General features: G+C 70.7%; 10 protein-coding genes and 2 pseudogenes. 8 read left to right on the top strand and 4 right to left on the bottom strand.

Features of this window, described 5'->3' with window-relative positions; all coding sequences use genetic code 11:
* Window positions 1–57 precede the first annotated feature (57 nt).
* Both JOD64_RS03590 and JOD64_RS03585 read left to right on the top strand, forming a co-directional pair.
* The gene (locus tag JOD64_RS03590) at window positions 58–2,244 is read left to right on the top strand and encodes a heavy metal translocating P-type ATPase (RefSeq protein WP_204940895.1); all 2,187 of its coding nucleotides are present in this window, start codon (window positions 58–60) and stop codon (window positions 2,242–2,244) included.
* 9 nt (window positions 2,245–2,253) lie between these two features.
* A complete protein-coding gene (locus JOD64_RS03585) occupies window positions 2,254–2,478 on the top strand; it encodes a DUF305 domain-containing protein (protein WP_204940894.1) in 225 nt (74 codons plus the stop codon).
* A 248-nt stretch (window positions 2,479–2,726) separates the two neighbouring features.
* On the opposite strand, the pseudogene JOD64_RS03580 reads toward JOD64_RS03585, so the two are convergent.
* Both JOD64_RS03580 and JOD64_RS03575 read right to left on the bottom strand, forming a co-directional pair.
* Window positions 2,727–4,062 (bottom strand): annotated as a pseudogene (locus JOD64_RS03580) (GNAT family N-acetyltransferase).
* A 173-nt stretch (window positions 4,063–4,235) separates the two neighbouring features.
* Entirely contained in the window at window positions 4,236–5,636 is a 1,401-nt protein-coding gene (locus JOD64_RS03575) for an MFS transporter (protein ID WP_204940893.1), read from the bottom strand.
* A gap of 94 nt (window positions 5,637–5,730) precedes the next feature.
* Here JOD64_RS03575 and JOD64_RS03570 point away from each other — a divergent pair, with 94 nt between their 5' ends.
* A complete protein-coding gene (locus JOD64_RS03570) occupies window positions 5,731–6,408 on the top strand; it encodes a TetR/AcrR family transcriptional regulator (RefSeq protein ID WP_204940892.1) in 678 nt (225 codons plus the stop codon).
* A 68-nt stretch (window positions 6,409–6,476) separates the two neighbouring features.
* Here JOD64_RS03570 and JOD64_RS03565 read toward each other — a convergent pair whose 3' ends face one another.
* A complete protein-coding gene (locus tag JOD64_RS03565; protein ID WP_307813209.1) occupies window positions 6,477–8,459 on the bottom strand; it encodes a heavy metal translocating P-type ATPase in 1,983 nt (660 codons plus the stop codon).
* Window positions 8,460–8,535: 76 nt separating this feature from the next.
* Between JOD64_RS03565 and JOD64_RS03560 the strand changes: the two genes are divergently transcribed.
* Together JOD64_RS03560 and JOD64_RS03555 are read left to right on the top strand one after the other, a co-directional pair.
* A complete protein-coding gene (locus tag JOD64_RS03560) occupies window positions 8,536–8,910 on the top strand; it encodes an ArsR/SmtB family transcription factor (RefSeq protein ID WP_204940890.1) in 375 nt (124 codons plus the stop codon).
* A 101-nt stretch (window positions 8,911–9,011) separates the two neighbouring features.
* The gene (locus JOD64_RS03555; protein WP_239559379.1) at window positions 9,012–10,304 is read left to right on the top strand and encodes an MFS transporter; all 1,293 of its coding nucleotides are present in this window, start codon (window positions 9,012–9,014) and stop codon (window positions 10,302–10,304) included.
* A gap of 101 nt (window positions 10,305–10,405) precedes the next feature.
* Here the strand turns inward: JOD64_RS03555 and JOD64_RS03550 are convergent.
* Window positions 10,406–10,642, bottom strand: a pseudogene (locus tag JOD64_RS03550) (cation transporter); the annotation flags it as partial.
* 96 nt (window positions 10,643–10,738) lie between these two features.
* Here JOD64_RS03550 and JOD64_RS03545 point away from each other — a divergent pair.
* The 3 genes from JOD64_RS03545 (at window position 10,739) to JOD64_RS03535 (ending at window position 15,515) form a co-directional block, all read left to right on the top strand.
* On the top strand, window positions 10,739–11,545 hold the full coding sequence (locus JOD64_RS03545; RefSeq protein ID WP_204940889.1) for an alpha/beta fold hydrolase: 807 nt from the start codon (window positions 10,739–10,741) through the stop codon (window positions 11,543–11,545).
* Window positions 11,546–11,628: 83 nt separating this feature from the next.
* Window positions 11,629–12,795 carry a PP2C family protein-serine/threonine phosphatase gene (locus JOD64_RS03540; protein WP_239559377.1) on the top strand — a complete coding sequence of 389 codons (1,167 nt, stop codon included), beginning with the start codon at window positions 11,629–11,631 and terminating at the stop codon, window positions 12,793–12,795.
* A 233-nt stretch (window positions 12,796–13,028) separates the two neighbouring features.
* Window positions 13,029–15,515, top strand: coding sequence for a discoidin domain-containing protein (locus tag JOD64_RS03535; RefSeq protein ID WP_204940887.1), 2,487 nt, complete (start codon window positions 13,029–13,031; stop codon window positions 15,513–15,515).
* Window positions 15,516–15,559 lie beyond the last annotated feature (44 nt).

Raw genomic sequence — 15,559 nt, 5'->3', positions numbered from 1 at the left:
ACACGCCTGGACGGAGATACCCCCCGGGGGTATCTTGATGGTGAGGAGGCGATGAGGATGTCGCACGAGGACGAGCATCACCGGACGCAAGCCCCGAGTGAGGTTGTGGACAGGCACGGTGATCACCGGAGCCACCGAGAAGGCCCGGGCAGACAGCCAGTACGGCCCGGCACCAACGACGGCCATGCCGGGCATGACAAGCACGCCGGGCACGACCCGGAGATGTTCCGCCGTAAGTTCTGGCTGAGCCTGGTCTTGACGGTACCGATCGTGGTGACCAGTCGCATGGTGATGGACTGGTTCGGCTATCGGCTGGACTTTGCGGGTGTCGACTGGGTGGGCCCGGTGCTGGGCACGGTGGTGTTCGTCTACGGCGGGTGGCCGTTCCTGCAGGGCGCGGTGCGGGAGGTCCGTGCCCGGGCGCCGGGGATGATGCTGCTGATCGCCATGGCCATCACCGTCGCGTACGTGGCCTCGGCGGCGACCGCGCTGGGCGCGTTCGACCTGGACTTCTGGTGGGAGCTGGCGGCTCTGGTCACGATCATGCTGCTCGGGCACTGGCAGGAGATGAAGGCCATCGGTCAGGCCCACGGCGCCCTGTCGGCCCTGGCCGCGCTGCTGCCCGACGACGCCGAACGCCTCGACGGCGACGGACGACCCGAACGGGTGCGGGTCAACGACCTGCGCGTCGGCGACGTGGTCCTAGTGCGACCCGGTGGGCGGGTGCCGGCCGACGGGCGCATCACCGACGGCCGCGCGGAGCTGGACGAGTCGATGATCACCGGTGAGTCTCGGCCGGTCGGCCGCGAACGCGGCGACCGGGTGGTGGCGGGCACGGTCGCCACCGACGCGGCCATCCGGGTGCGCGTCGAGGCCGTCGGCGAGGACACCGCCCTGGCCGGCATCCAACGCCTCGTCGCGCAGGCCCAGCAGTCCAGCGGCCGGGCGCAGGTCCTCGCTGACCGGTTCGCGGCCTGGCTGTTCTACATCGCCACCGTCACCGCCGCCGCGACGCTGCTGATCTGGACACTGATCGGCAACCTCGACGAGGCCGTCGTGCGCACCGTCACGGTTCTGGTGATCGCCTGCCCGCACGCGCTGGGCCTGGCCATCCCGCTGGTGATCGCCCTGTCCACGGCCGTGGCCGCGACGGGCGGCATCCTGGTCAAGGACCGCCTCGCCCTGGAGCGGATGCGCACCATCGACACGGTGCTGTTCGACAAGACCGGCACCCTGACCCGCGGCGAGCACGTCGTCGCCGGTGTCGCCGCCACCGGCGGCGTCAGCGAGACCGACGTGCTGGCCGTAGCGGCGGCGGTGGAGGCTGACAGTGAACACCCCCTCGCGCGGGCCATCGTCACCGCCGCCGCCCAGCAGGGCGCCCGACGCACCGCGACCGGTTTCCGGTCACTGACCGGGCGCGGGGTGCGCGCCGATGTCGACGGTGTCAGTTACGCCGTCGGCGGACCCGCCCTGCTGCGCGAACTCGACGCCACGGCGCCCGGCGACCTCGACGAGCACCGGGCCGAGTGGTCGCGGCGGGGAGCGGCGGTACTGCACCTGCTGCGCCTCGACGGCGAGCAGGCACGCGTCATCGGCGCCCTCGCCCTCGAGGACCAGATTCGCCCCGAGGCGCGCCAAGCCATCGCCGACCTCCGTCAGCAGGGCATCCGCAAGATCGTGATGATTACCGGTGACGCGCGGCCGGTGGCCGAGGCGGTCGCCGCCGACCTGGGCTTCAGACCCGGTGAGGACGAGGTGTTCGCCGAGGTGCTGCCCGCCGACAAGGACGAGGCGGTCGGCGAGCTGCAACGCCGGGGTCTGCGGGTAGCGATGGTCGGTGACGGCGTGAACGACGCTCCCGCGCTGGCACGCGCCGACGTTGGCATCGCCATCGGCGCCGGCACCGACGTCGCGATCGAATCCGCGGGCGTCGTGCTCGCCTCCTCCGACCCGCGTGGGGTCACCGGAGTCATCCGGCTCTCGCGCGCCTCGTACCGCAAGATGATCCAGAATTTGGCCTGGGCCGCCGGCTACAACGTCGTCGCCCTGCCCGTGGCCGCCGGTGCTCTGGCCTGGGCCGGAGTTAGCCTGAGCCCCGCGGTCGCCGCGGTGCTGATGTCCGCCTCCACCATCGTGGTCGCGCTCAACGCCCAACTGCTGCGCCGCGTGCAGCTACGCCACCCGGATGATTCAACTCTGGATCGTGGGTTCGCCCCGAAGGACCCGGCGCCGGCCCGCTAGGTGAAGCGCATGACACCGCCAGCAGCGCGAACCGGACTCGCCGCCGCGACCGGCGTGGACTTCGACCGGCAGCTCCTCACGATGATGATCGCCCACCACCGGGGCACCATCAGCATGGCCAGAAACGAGATCAGCAACGGCGCCAACACCGACGCCAAAGCCCTCGCCCAGCAGAACGTCGACGACCAGCAGGCCGAGATCGACACCATGAACAGGATCCTCACCCGCCTCTGAGCGCTGCAGTGTGCCCGGGCGTTCTCGACGCCCGGGCACGCAGGGTCACCTGGCCAAGCTCCGCAAGCGCCAGGCCCGAGGCCGGCAACGTCGTTCGACTCGGCCGCCCCACTCGCTCAGCCGCCCTAGAACACTGCTTGGTGCTTTATCGCCCGCCGGGACAATTCGCGGGCGGCAGACCCTGATGTTCGCGGTAACCGCCCGTCCCCCCACCGCCGCCGCGATACGGCGTCGATTTGGACCGCTGGTCAGTTGCGGGGCCAAACCCGCACGGGCACTTGGGGAAACGCCGCCGTCAGGAACTGTTCGGTGACCCGGTCGCGCTGGAGGCAGTCCGGCCAGGCGTCCAGCACGTCGGGCAGGGTGCGGTGCCCGAGGGCCAGGTGAAACAGGTCCCCTGGGCGGAATAGCGGCGTGGGTCCCGGGGTCGGTCGCGGGGCTGACAGCGCCCCGCAGGGCCGTCACGGCGCTCAGCTCGCCGTCGGTGAACTCCAGCCGGGCGGCTCGGCCGTAGGTGTCGATGGTCAAGGCCGGCTCGTGCCACCGCAAGCCCGCGACGCGCCAGCGCTCACGCAGCAGCGGCAGCAGCCGGGCGAGCAGCTCGACCGGGTCGCGGGTGTGGACGTACCAACCCCTGGGCCGCCTCGGTATACCGGGCGGGCCGAGTCGGGCCAGTGGGTGCTCCGGGTCGAGGATGGGGCGGACCGCGGTGAACGGGTGCCCCGCCGATGCCTCGTACTGCCGGCCGACGTGGCCCAGGTGTGCGTGCATCGCGGCGGCGGCCCGCGGCCAGTCGGCCGGTGGCTTACACGCCGCCGCTACCACCACCAGCTCGCCGGCAGCGGAGAGCCGGGCGCCACTGGCCAGGTATCCGAGTACGTCAGCGTCGTGCACCAGGACGGCGACGACGCGCCGGGCGATATCCGCCCGACGGCGCCCGGCGATCTCGTACCGCCACACCGTCGCATCCCTCCGGCAGACAAGGGCGTTGCCATCGGCAAGGCGTCGGTCGATGTCGGCGAGGGCGTCCGCGTCGGCGACGGTGGCCGGGCGCACCGTCATGGCGCCGAAACGGGTGTCCGACTGGTCCTGGCCGGTGCCCGGCAGCGCGAACGAGGGCATCGAGCAGGCGCCGTCCTTGGCCAGGGCGTAGTCGTAGCCGAGCCGCCGGTAGAAGTACGGGATTCCCTCGATCACCTGGACCGGCACACCGTCGAGCGCGTATCGGTGGTGCAGTGCGGCGAACAGGTGCTCGGTGAGCCGCTTGCCGCGGTGCTCCGGCGCCGTACCGACCAGCTCGACCTGGGCTACCGGCAGCTGGACTCCGGCCAGGCTCCAGTTCTGCCGCAGCCCGACCAGGCTGGCGGCCGGGCGGCCGGTGACAGTGTCCTCGGCGACCAGGAAGTCGTCGGGCACGGCCGAGGGATGACCGTCCAGCAGGTCGTCGACCCAGGCGGCGATGCCGGGGTGCGGTTGCCCACCGGTCACCGATTGAAGCTGGACAGACGCGTGGAGGCGAGCAAGCGCGGGGTGGTCGGAGAGCCGGCCCGGCCGCACCACGTAACGGTCGTTGTCCCGTCTCATGCCGTGGCTCCTAGCGTGGGTTCTGACCGTTCGGGCCAGGATCTCGTCCCTGCGGGCTCAGCACCAGGGGCGTGCGCCACCGCGGGATGAGCGACGCGGTGACCGGGCTGGTTTCGGTCGAATACAGCGGGGCGCTACGGGTCGTTGTCGCTGGCGAGCCGCCTATCGGCCGATCACCGGGAGCGGGGACTCGGGGTGATGGCCAGCGCGGCCACGGCGGTCACGATGGCGACGATCGCGGCGGTGGTGAAGCCACGCGATAAGCCGCCGGTGCCGGTGCCGGCGATGCTGACGGCGGCCACGCTCGAGACGACGGCTGCGCCGACGGAAGCCCCGAATTCGTGGAACGTGCTGACGATCCCCGAGGCCAGCCCTGCTTCGTGGGCCGCGACCTGTCCCAACGCGGTGGCAGCCGACACCACGAAAAGCGATCCCGTACCGGCAGCCGCGACTGCCATACCGGCCACCATGGGGACGGCTCCGGTCCAGATCGCCGGAACGGCCAGGCCGGCGGCAGCAACGGTCAGCCCGGCCACCGCCACGGTGCGGGCTCCGGTGCGGCCGATGACGCGTCCGGCCACCTGTGCGCCGAGCATGGTGGACAGCGCGCTGGGGAGGAAGAGCAGGCCGGTGGTCAGTGCGCCGTAGCCGTAGTGCTGCTGCAGCGCGAACGTGCCGAGGAAGAACATCATGATCATGAGTGCGGTGGCGACGAGGATCAGCAGGCTGCCGGTCGCCACGGGCCTGCGGGCCAGGAGCCGTACGTCCATCAGTGGGCTGGCGGCGAGGCGCTGACGGGCGACGAAGGCGGTGTAGACAAGCGCCGAGACCAGGAGCAGGAGCGCGGTGCTCCAGGTGGCCCAGCCGCGTTCTCCCGCCCTGATCAACGCGTAGATCAAGGTCGCGGTCGCGGTCGTGACCAGGGCGGCACCGACAACGTCGAGCCTGGCGTGCGGGGCGGATGCGCGCTGCGCTGGTAGGTGCGAGCGCAGCGTGAACAGCAGCACCACTCCGACGGGGACGTTGATGATAAAGATCCACGCCCAGCCCGGTCCGGCGGTGAGGAGCCCGCCGAGCAGGACGCCGAGTGCGGCGCCGCTGCCGCCCAACGCGGACCAGATGCCCAGCGCCCGGTTGCGCTCGTCGCCGTCGAAAATGGTGACGATGAGCGAGAGCGCCGCCGGGGACAGCATGGCGGCGGCCAGTCCCTGGGCCACTCGGCCGGTGAGAAGCATGGGCCCGGAGGTAGCCAGTCCGGCGGTCAAGGAGGCGGCCGCGAACAGCAGCAGACCGGTCAGGATGAGCCGGCGGGGACCGAACAGGTCGGCGGCGCGACCGCCGAGCAGCAGCAGTCCACCGAACGCGAGGGTGTAGCCGCTGATCACCCAGGTGAGGGTTTCCCGCCGCAGGTCAAGGTCTGCGCCCATGTGTGGCAGGGCGATCGCGACGACGGTGACGTCGAGGATGAGCATGAGCTGCGCGACGCCCACCAACCCGAGGATGCGCCAGCGTCGGGGATCCGGGGTGCGGGTCGCTTGGGTCGGAAGGGTGGCTGCGGGCGTGGACTCGGACACGGTGAGCGCCTCCGGAGCTAAGTTGTACAAGCTGTGTTCAACTTGTGTCCGGTACTGTAACCCATACACACGCTGTTTGACTTAAGGACGTTGCATGCCCCACTCCGCTGCCACGCCGGCCCGCCGGGCGGACGCACGGCAGAACGCCGAGAAGATCGTGCAAGCAGCCGTCGCCTGCCTCGGGCGCAACTCGCAGGCGAGCATGAACGACATCGCTCAGGAGGCCGGAGTCGGCAGGGTGACCCTGTATGGACACTTCCCATCCAGAGAGGCGCTCATCGAAGCAGCGTTGGTTCGACTGTTGGCCCAAGGCGACGAGGTGTTGGAGACCGTCGAACTCGGTGGTGACCCCCGCGACGGGCTGCGGGCGCTCATGGAGTCAGGATGGTTGCTGATCGCCCAGGCGTCGTCGCTCCTGCAGGCGGCGGAGGCGGCCCTGTCGCCGGGCCGGGTGCAGGAGCTGCACGCCAAACCGGAGCAACGGGTTCATGGCCTGATCCGTCGCGGTCAGGCCGAAGGCGTGTTCCGGGCCGACATCGCCGCCGACCTGCTGTCCAGCGTCCTGCACCACATCCTGCACGGGGCGGCAGGTGACGTCGCAGCCGGACGGCTCGATCCGGCGGACGCGCCGCGTGTCGTTGCCGAAATGGCCCTAGCCGTTTGCGCGCTTCCGGACGCCGGCCGGATGAGCGGTGGCGTGACAGGTAGGTGTGTGGGTCCGCCGTCGTACCGCGGCGACGAGTGCGAAGACGTGGGCGGACCGGGCCGGTAATTGCGCCTATGCGTGCTCGGCTTAGGACGTCGGTGACATCAGTGGAAGCTTCTGTGGAACGACCCGGGTTAGTGGGGGTGCGCGTTGCGCCATGCGGCGTTGCGGAGTAGGCGTAGGCCGTTGAGTCCGACGATGACGGTGGAGCCTTCGTGGCCGGCGACGCCGAGCGGCAGCGGGAGATGGCCGAGGAGGTCCCAGCCGGCCAGGGCGACGATGAACGTGGCAGCGATGATCAGGTTGGCGGTGACCAGGCGGCGGGCGTGCCGGGAGAGGCCGATGACCGCTGGAATGGTGCTCAGGTCGTCGCGGACGATGACGGCGTCGGCGGTGGCGACGGTCAGGTCGGCGCCGGAGCGGCCCATGGCGATGCCGGTGTGGGCGGCGGCGAGCGCGGGCGCGTCGTTGACGCCGTCGCCGATCAGCAGCAGCCGGTGCCCGGCGGTGGTCTGTGCGCGGACGTGGTCGACCTTCTGCTCCGGCAGCAGTTCGGCGTGGACTTCGCTGATGCCGGTCTCGGCGGCGATGCGGGCGGCTGCGGTGGCGTTGTCGCCAGTCAGCAGCATCGGTGGGGCTGCCATACGGGTAGTTAGCGCAGCGACGGTGGATCGCGCTTGCGGGCGCAGCCGGTCGGTGAGGCCGAGAACTCCGAGGGGTCGGTTGTCGGTGAGGACTAGTACCACGGTTTCGCCGTCGTGCTCGAGTGTGGCAACGGCGTCGCGTGCGCGCTGCCAGGTCTGCCGGTCTGTGGTTAGCGCTTCGATGTCGAGCAGGCGGTGTGGGTTGCCGATCTGGACGGTGCGGCCGTCGATGTCGGCGGTGATGCCGAAGCCGGGTGCGGACGTGAACAAGAGGGCGGGTCGCAGTGTCAGGTGGCGGTCGCGTGCGGCGGCGACGATGGCGCGCGCGAGGGGGTGCTCGGACGGGTCTTCGGCGGAGGCTGCCAGAGCGAGGAGCTCCTGTTCGTCGATGCCTGCGCCGCTCAGGGGCCGGATGGTGCTCAGCTGGGGTCGGCCTTCGGTGAGGGTGCCGGTCTTGTCGAAGGCGACGCGGGTGGTGGCACCGAGTTGCTCCATCACAACGGCCGACTTGACCAGGACTCCGTGGCGGCCGGCGTTGGCGATCGCCGACAGCAGCGGTGGCATGGTCGCCAGGACCACGGCGCAGGGTGACGCCACGATCATGAAGGTCATGGCGCGCAACAGGGTCGCCTGCAACTCCGCACCGAACAGCAGCGGGATGACGAACAGGGCGATCGTTGCGGTGACCATGGCGATCGAGTAGCGCTGTTCGATCTTCTCGATGAACAGCTGGGTGCGGGCTTTCGTGGCGCTGGCCTGCTCGACCAGCGTGACGATGCGGGCGACGACGCTGTCGGCGGCGGGTCGGGCGACCCGGACGCGCAGGGCGCCGGTGCCGTTGACGGTGCCGGCGAACACCTCGTCCCCCGGTTGTTTGTCCGCTGGCAGCGGCTCGCCGGTGATGCTGGCCTGGTCGACCTCGCTGACGCCATCTTGGACGTGGCCGTCGGCGCCGATCCGTTCACCGGGCCGGACCAGGATCACGTCCCCGACGTCCAGATCGGCGGTCGCGACGGTCTGCTCGCCGTCGGCGGTGAGCCGGCTGGCGTGCTCAGGGGCGAGGTCGAGCAGCCGCCGCACGGAGTCCTCGGTGCGGCGGGTCGCGATTGCCTCCAATGCGCCGGAGGTGGCGAAGATGACGATGAGCAGCGCCCCGTCGAGGACCTGGCCGATCGAGGCCGCCCCGACCGCCGCGACGACCATCAGCAGATCAACATCCAGGCGGCGCTCGCGCAGCGCTTGCAGCCCGGCCCAGCCGGGTTCCCAACCGCCGCTGGCGTAGCAGGCGAGGTAGAGCGCAAACCACACCCAGGCCGGTGCGCCGAGCAGCTGCGCGAGCAGGCCAAGGGCGAACAGGCCTGCCGCTGCGCCAGCCCAGCGGACCTCCGGAACGGACCACCACCAACCAGCTCGCGTTCGTGTCTTCAGCGCCGACGGCGTTGCGGCCGCCCGGGTGCGTTCGTCGATCGTCACGGCCGATAGCATAGCTGCGCATTCACGAAGGTACGCAAGTACGTATTCAGCCGGATGGTCAGATAGGGTGACAACCATGCATGAGCAGTTGCCCGACTTCGATATGCCCGACGACGAGCAGGTGGACCTCGCGGCCGAAACGTTCCGGCTGCTCGCCGACCCGACACGGATCAAGATCCTGTGGGCGCTGCTGCAGGGTGAGTCGTCCGTCGCCTGCCTGGCTGAGCTCGCCGGAACCTCGCCGACGGCGGTGAGTCAGCATCTGGCGAAGCTGCGCATGTCACGGCTCGTGACGGCCCGCCGGCAGGGCACGTTCATGTACTACTCGGCCGCCAACGACCACGTCCGCAAGCTTCTCGCGCAGGCACTGCATCACGTCGACCACATCGACCCGCAACACTCCGACGCCGATGGCCAACCGGTCGTGGCTCAGACCGGGCGCCCGGCGTAGGGGGGCGGCCGCAAGGCAAGCCGGCCGCTCGGCTCGACTGACCGCGAGGCCACGGCAGGGCCGGCCTTTGGTGATGTCGCCCCGGCAGCATAATCTCCGGCATGTCTGCTGGAGCGAATCGTGTCGACGATGCTGCCGACGTGGAGCAGGTGGCCCCGGCTACCGGTCGAACCCCGACGGCGGCGAGCACTGGTCAGGCATGGCGGGTGGTCGTCGGGTTCGGTGTGGTGAGCCTGGCCGCGGACATGGTGTACGAGGGTGCCCGCTCGATCTACGGGCCGCTGCTGGCCTCTCTGGGGGCGTCGGCTGTCGTCGTCGGCCTGATCACGGGCGCCGGGGAGGCCGCGGCGCTGCTGCTGCGTCTGGTGTCCGGGCCAATGGCGGACCGGACCCGCCGGTACTGGACCTTGACGATCGTGGGGTACGGGTTGACTGCGGTCTGCGTACCGCTGCTTGCGGTGACCCCGGTTTTGGGCGGCGCCGGCCTGGCAGTGGCCGCGGTGCTGATCCTCGCCGAACGGCTCGGTAAGGCCATCCGCAGCCCGGCCAAGTCGGCACTGCTTGCTGATGCCGCGAGCCGGGTCGGGATGGGCCGCGGTGTGGGAGTGCATAAAGCCCTCGACCAGGTCGGCGCGTTCGCCGGTCCGCTGCTGGTCGCCGCGGTCGTAGCGGTGACCACCGGCGCGCTGTGGCCGGGGCTGGCGGTGCTGACCGTGCCAGCCGTGGTAGCGATGCTACTGCTGATCACGCTTCGGGTACGGGCCCGTACCTCTGCGGCAGAGCGCGACGCCAGCGCAACGTCAGGGGCCGAGGCGAAGACCGGTCGGGAACCGCTGCCGGGCAGGTTCCACTGGTTCGCAGCGGCGATGGCGGTGTGCACCGCGGGTCTGGTGACCTTCGGGCTGATCGGTTTCCATCTGGTACGCGCGGGCGTGGTCGCGACCGCGGCGGTGCCGCTGATGTACGCAACGGCGATGGCGGCCGGTGGGCTCGCCGCACTGGTGACCGGGGTGCTCTACGACAAGGCCGGGCCGTGGGTGTTGGTGGCGCTACCCGCCATGATTGCCGTCGTGCCGCCGCTGGCGTTTGGTGGCGGCCTGTCGGCGGCGGTGTTCGGGGTCGTGGTCTGGGGCGCTGCTGCCGGGCTGCAGGACTCCACAGTCAAAGCCATGGTCGCCGATCTCGTGCCACGGGAGCGGCGGGCCACCGCATACGGCATCTTCGCCGCTGTGCAGGGTGCCGGAGCCTTGGCCGGCGGTGCTGCGGCGGGGCTGCTCTACGACCGCTCGGTGCCAAGCCTGATCATCGCCGTGGTGCTTACCCAGGCCGTTGCCCTGCTCATACTTTTCGGCGTACTGACCCGAACCCGCCAGCACCGACGCGAACCCACCTGAGTCCGGCTAGGCCCGATGTCGCTAGCCCGTCCGCTGTGTGTTGGCTCCCCGACTGGCAGGCGGCGGTGGCCGAAGGAGCCGTCCCGCGTCCGCCGGTCTGCTCAGCGGTTGTCGGTGGTGCAGCACCCGTCGTCGCACCCGTTGGCGTCGCCGCCTGCGGTGGGGGAGCGCAGGACGGTGCCGGGGGCGCAGCAGCTGTCGCCGCGCCAGGCTTCGCGGCCTTCCTTCACCGCGACCGCGGCGATGATCAACACGGCGGCGGGGTCGGCCCACCACCAGCCGAACAGCGAGTTGACCGCCAACCCGACCAGCAGCACCGCGGAGAGCAGGCGACACACCCCTCATCGGGTTCGCCCGGCTGCCCGTGCCGCCCGACGACCGCCCAGGTGAGCAGGCGCTTGGTTCCCGAGGTGCGGGTGGTGAAGGATAGGCGAATGCGCGTGTGGGACCGCAACAATGTGACGCTGGCCGGTCGTGAGGGCGGCCCTACCGTTGTGCTCGCGCACGGCTTCGGTTGTGATCAGCACATGTGGCGCCACGTGGTCAGCGAGATCGGTCAGTGGGCCCAGGTGGTGTTGTTTGATCACGTCGGATCTGGCAAGGCTGATCCGGCGGCCTGGGACGCTGACCGGTACGCCTCCCTGGATGGCTACGCCGATGACGTGCTCAGCATCTGCCAGGACCTCGACCTCCAGCAGCCGATCTTCGTCGGGCATTCGGTCAGTTCGAGCATCGGGGTCCTCGCGGCGAACCGCGAACCGGATCGCTTCTCGGCGCTTGTCCTGGTCACCCCGTCACCGTGTTACATCGATGACGAGAACTACCGAGGCGGTTTCACTCGCGACGACATCGACGACCTGCTCGAGTCACTCGACAGCAACTACCTCGGCTGGTCGTCGAGCATGGCACCCCTGATCATGGGCAATCCAGAGCGGCCCGAGCTGGGCGAAGAGCTCACGGCCAGTTTCTGCCGGACGGATCCCGCGATGGCGCAGGTGTTCGCCCGTGCCACGTTCCTGTCCGACAACCGTGCGGACCTCGCCGCGGTGAGCGTTCCGACCCTGATCCTGCAATGCGCTCAGGACGCCATCGCGCCGCCCGAAGTCGGCGCGTTCGTGCACGCGCAGATCGCCGGTAGTCAGCTCGTCACACTGGATGCGACGGGGCACTGCCCACAGTTGAGCGCGCCGGAAGCGACGGCTGCGGCGATCACGTCGTTTGTCAGGGCCGCCTACCGATGACCGCCACTGGGGGGCGTGATCCGCACGGCCCGGGTCCCAGCGATGACGGAAGCGCCCGACCGAGCGAGGCGGGGTTCCCTGCGTTGCTTGAAGACGACCTCGAAGACCTGTACGAGAATGCGCCCTGTGGGCACCTGTCCACCCTCCTGGACGGCACCATCGCGAAGATCAACGGCACGCTGCTGGCCTGGCTCGGTTACCGACGTGAGGAACTCGTCGGTCAGCGCCGTTTCAGCGACCTGCTCACCGGTGGGGGCCGGATCTACCACGAAACTCACTTCGCGCCGATGCTGGCCATGCGGGGCGAGATCGGCGGTGTCGCCCTCGACCTTCGTACGAAGGACGGCGTTCGCATGCCGGTACTCGTCACTTCCGTCGTCAAGGCTGGCAGTGAAGGTCAACCCCAACTCATCCGGACGGCCATCTTCGACGCCACGATGCGCCGTTCCTACGAACGAGAACTCCTCAATGCCCGCAAGGTCGCGGAACGCGAGGACGAACGGCTACGACAACTCGTCAACAAACTGCAGCGCAGCCTCCTCCCGGCCGTGCTGCAAACCCCGCCCGGGCTGGAAAGCGCCGCGTACTACCGGGCGGCTTCCACCGACGAAGTCGGCGGCGACTTTTACGACCTGTTTCCCCTCGAGGATGGCCGCTGGGGCTTCTTCCTCGGCGATGTCAGCGGCAAAGGCGTCGAAGCGGCAGCCGTCACCGCCTTGGCCCGCTACACGTTGCGGGCCGCGACCGTGTACAACCCGGACCCTGCCGCCGCGCTGCACAACCTCAACACCGTGCTCTGGCAGGAGTACCGCCAGGACGCGCGCTACTGCACCGTTGTGTCCGGCATCCTCACACCCACGCCGGCCGTCGGCGGGTTCACCGCGATCATCGCCAGCGGCGGGCATCCCGAACCACTGTTGTTGAAGGGCGATGGCTCCGCTCATTACCACCCCACGAAGGGCCGCATCGTCGGGGCCTTTCCCAACTCCCGATACACCAACGCGACCGTCGTGGCGAACCCCGGCGACACCTTACTTCTCTACAGCGATGGACTCACTGAAGCCCGTCCCGCCCGCAGCGAGACTGCCGATGGCCGTTACGGAACCGCGGCCCTTGCCCGATTCGCCCACTCCCTCGCGCCCACCAACGCCACCACGGCCGTCGCCGCGGTCACCGAGTTGCTCGGCACCTTCGGCACCGGGCTGACCGACGACACCGCCATCCTGGCCATCAGCGCCCCACCTGCCTGACGCACAATGCAGAGTGGGGAGATCGGCTGCGGCGGGTCGTCGTGAGGCGGGCGATGCGGCCAGCCTCTAAGCTGGCGGCGTGCCCGATCTTGACGTGACACTCGCCGCGCTCCTCGATCTCGGCCGTCTGGCCGAGGAAACGCGGTGAACTGGGTAACCGATGTCCACCTTGTCTCGATCATGACGCGTGACCTTGAGCGCCGGATGCGGCGGGCGCCCGTGACGGTCCCCGCTTGGGCCTGCGGGCTGGTGACGTGGTGATGGGGACCGCGCCGCCAGCCGAGGACCAGCCGGTCGGTTGGCTCACCGGGACCGGCCAGTGGAGTGGGATCGGCTCCGCACTGAACTGGGTCGGAGACCGGGTGGCCGTGGTAGGCCCCGATCCGGGCGGGGTGGTCGCGGCGATGGCGGCCGCAGTCCCGGCAGAGCCCGACGTCGTGACGGTGATCGGCCTGCTCGACGACGCGTGGCCGGTGATGGAGGCGGTCCTGCCCATCGCGGTGCCGCCCGGCAGCCGGGCCCGGCTCGCTGTCGCCGACGCGGGCGCCCCCGAGGCCGGTCCGGCCCTCCGGCTCGCCCGGGAGCTGACAGCGACCATCATCGCGCCCCGCACCGACGTGCTCCTGGTGCCCGGCGGCTCACTGTTCGCCGTGGACGGTTGGCTGCGCTACGACGCGGCCGGCGCTGCCGGCTCAGCCGGTCGCCGTACGCCCCGACCGGAGTGGGAGGCGCGGGTAGAGGAGCTGCGCGTACCCGAGGGAGTAGGGGACGGGCTGTCCCTGCTGCCCATTCCGGCGGGAGTTTGGCTCTTCCCGCAGGAGCCCGGCACGCCTGCACCGGACTTGGACGACCCCGCCTACGGCATACCCCTCGACGTCGAGCGCCCGGTCCTGCTGATCGGCCGGCCCGGCCGACCGGACGTGTCCGAGAAGGTCATCCGTGCGGTGGTACGGGCGCTGCCGGTTCCGCTGCGCCGGCGGCTGCTGTTAGCACCGTACGGGTCGATGGCCAGCACGCTCGACGCGGCGACCAGCCTGGCGCGCGAGGACGGGAAGCCAGTCCTCGTCACTACCGGCGTGCCCGCGCTTACGGACGACGCGCAGGGGGTCAGCCGGACCTTCTCCGGGCCGGACGCCGGCCGCTGGGAGCCGTTGGCGACCCGCCTTACCGTCCCGCCTAGCGGCCCGGCCCGGCCGACCGGGCCCGTCCGGGGTCTCGACGGTTACCCGCGTATCGACGAGCGTTCGTTCCGGCTCAACGAGCACTGGGTGGCCGAGGTGACACAGTCCGGCCTGTGGGTCCGACCACCGCGGTCGGAGGCGGGCGCGGACGTCGTGCGGGCCATCCCGTGGGACCCGTCGACGTTGCGGATCTTCGTCGGCGTACCCGGCGAGCCGCCGGGACACGAGTTACTGCCGCTGCTGGGCGCGCTCGTCGGTCGGATGCCGGCCGAGACCCGTCGCCGCGTGAAGTTGGCGCCGGAGCCGTTCGCGATCGCGGTGACGGCGAGCGTCATCGGCGACGATGACGGCGGATCGGATTCCGCCGCCGGCGCCACGGGCGGGGTCGACTCCGGCATCCAGCGACCGTTGAGGTTGCGCGGGCTGCCACCGTACGTCGTCGACGGTGCCGTACCGCCGAGGACCGCGACCGTCCGACCACCGGCACCCATCGTCCCGCGACGTCCGCCAGCATCCCCACCGCCGGTCGCCCCGGTGGAGTCGGCGTCGCCCGCAGCGCGGCCGGCGTCGCCAGCCCCGCCGCCGGGCGATCTCGCCGCGTCCGCGGCGGAGGAACCGGCAGACGAGCCCACGGCCGAGTACGCGGCCTTGGCGAGCCGCCTTCCGGCACCACGGAGCGCCGATGTGCGTCTCGACCATGACGGGTGGGGCTTGCGCGGCGGTGACGCGCATCCGGACGAGTCGCCGTCAGGCCCGGCGCCCGCGCCCGCAATGGTGCACCGGGTCTGGACGCGGTGGCCGTCGATGCCCGTCGTGGTCGCGTTCGCGGTGTTGGCGGTGGCGACCACGACAGGCTATGTGCTGAGCCAGTCGTTGAAGCAGGAGACGATGGCGGTGCCGTCATCGCCCGCGAGTTCGCCGCAGTCCGGGCCGACTCCGATCCTCCCTGGCGGTGGCCCATCCCTCCTCAACTCGTCTGGCCCCGCCAGCGGCGGGGCGTCGATCCCGGCCGTCGGCACCGGCGCGCCCAGGACGCCGGGCGGCCGGACGCTGGCACCGTCGGCGGCCACCGCAGCACCCACCCGGGCGGCGCCCCCACACCCGGCGCCCACCACGAAGGCCGCCCCGCCGGGCCTGGTCAACGGCTCGGGGCGGAACCTCGCGGCCGGCGGCACAGTCAGCGCCTCCAGCGTTGAACAGGCCGGTACGTCCGCCGCCCACGCCATCGACGGGAGCCAGAGCACCCGGTGGAGCAGCGTGGCCCAGTCGGATCCGCAATGGCTCGCCGTCGACCTGGGCGCGGTCTGGCAGGTGACCCAGGTCCGGTTGCTCTGGCAGCGCGCATACGCGACGGCGTACCACGTTGACGTGTCGTTGGACGGGACGACGTGGCGGACGGTGTACGAGACCAGCCACGGCACCGACGGCGTCGCAGAGATCGCCATCGCCCGAACCCCGGTCCGCCACGTCAGGGTGGTGGGCACCGCGCGCGCCTCCACGCGGTACGGGTATTCGATCATCGAGTTCGAGGTGCGCTGACCGCGATTCAACTGCGGGCGTCTGCGCGAAGTCCCGCGAACTCG

It is taken from the genome of Micromonospora luteifusca, from assembly GCF_016907275.1.
GTDB classification, from domain to species: Bacteria; Actinomycetota; Actinomycetes; order Mycobacteriales; family Micromonosporaceae; genus Micromonospora; species Micromonospora luteifusca.
Note: the sequence above shows the minus strand (reverse complement) of the source record. Positions and strands in the feature narration are given on the sequence as shown.

Bases quoted from the DNA above. Each gene is read 5' to 3' on its own strand.
- JOD64_RS03590 (WP_204940895.1), top strand. From the start codon at position 58: ATGTCGCACGAGGACGAGCATCACCGGACGCAAGCCCCGAGTGAGGTT.
- JOD64_RS03555 (WP_239559379.1), top strand. From the start codon at position 9,012: ATGTCTGCTGGAGCGAATCGTGTCGACGATGCTGCCGACGTGGAGCAG.
- JOD64_RS03585 (WP_204940894.1), top strand. From the start codon at position 2,254: ATGACACCGCCAGCAGCGCGAACCGGACTCGCCGCCGCGACCGGCGTG.
- JOD64_RS03570 (WP_204940892.1), top strand. From the start codon at position 5,731: ATGCCCCACTCCGCTGCCACGCCGGCCCGCCGGGCGGACGCACGGCAG.
- JOD64_RS03560 (WP_204940890.1), top strand. From the start codon at position 8,536: ATGCATGAGCAGTTGCCCGACTTCGATATGCCCGACGACGAGCAGGTG.
- JOD64_RS03545 (WP_204940889.1), top strand. From the start codon at position 10,739: ATGCGCGTGTGGGACCGCAACAATGTGACGCTGGCCGGTCGTGAGGGC.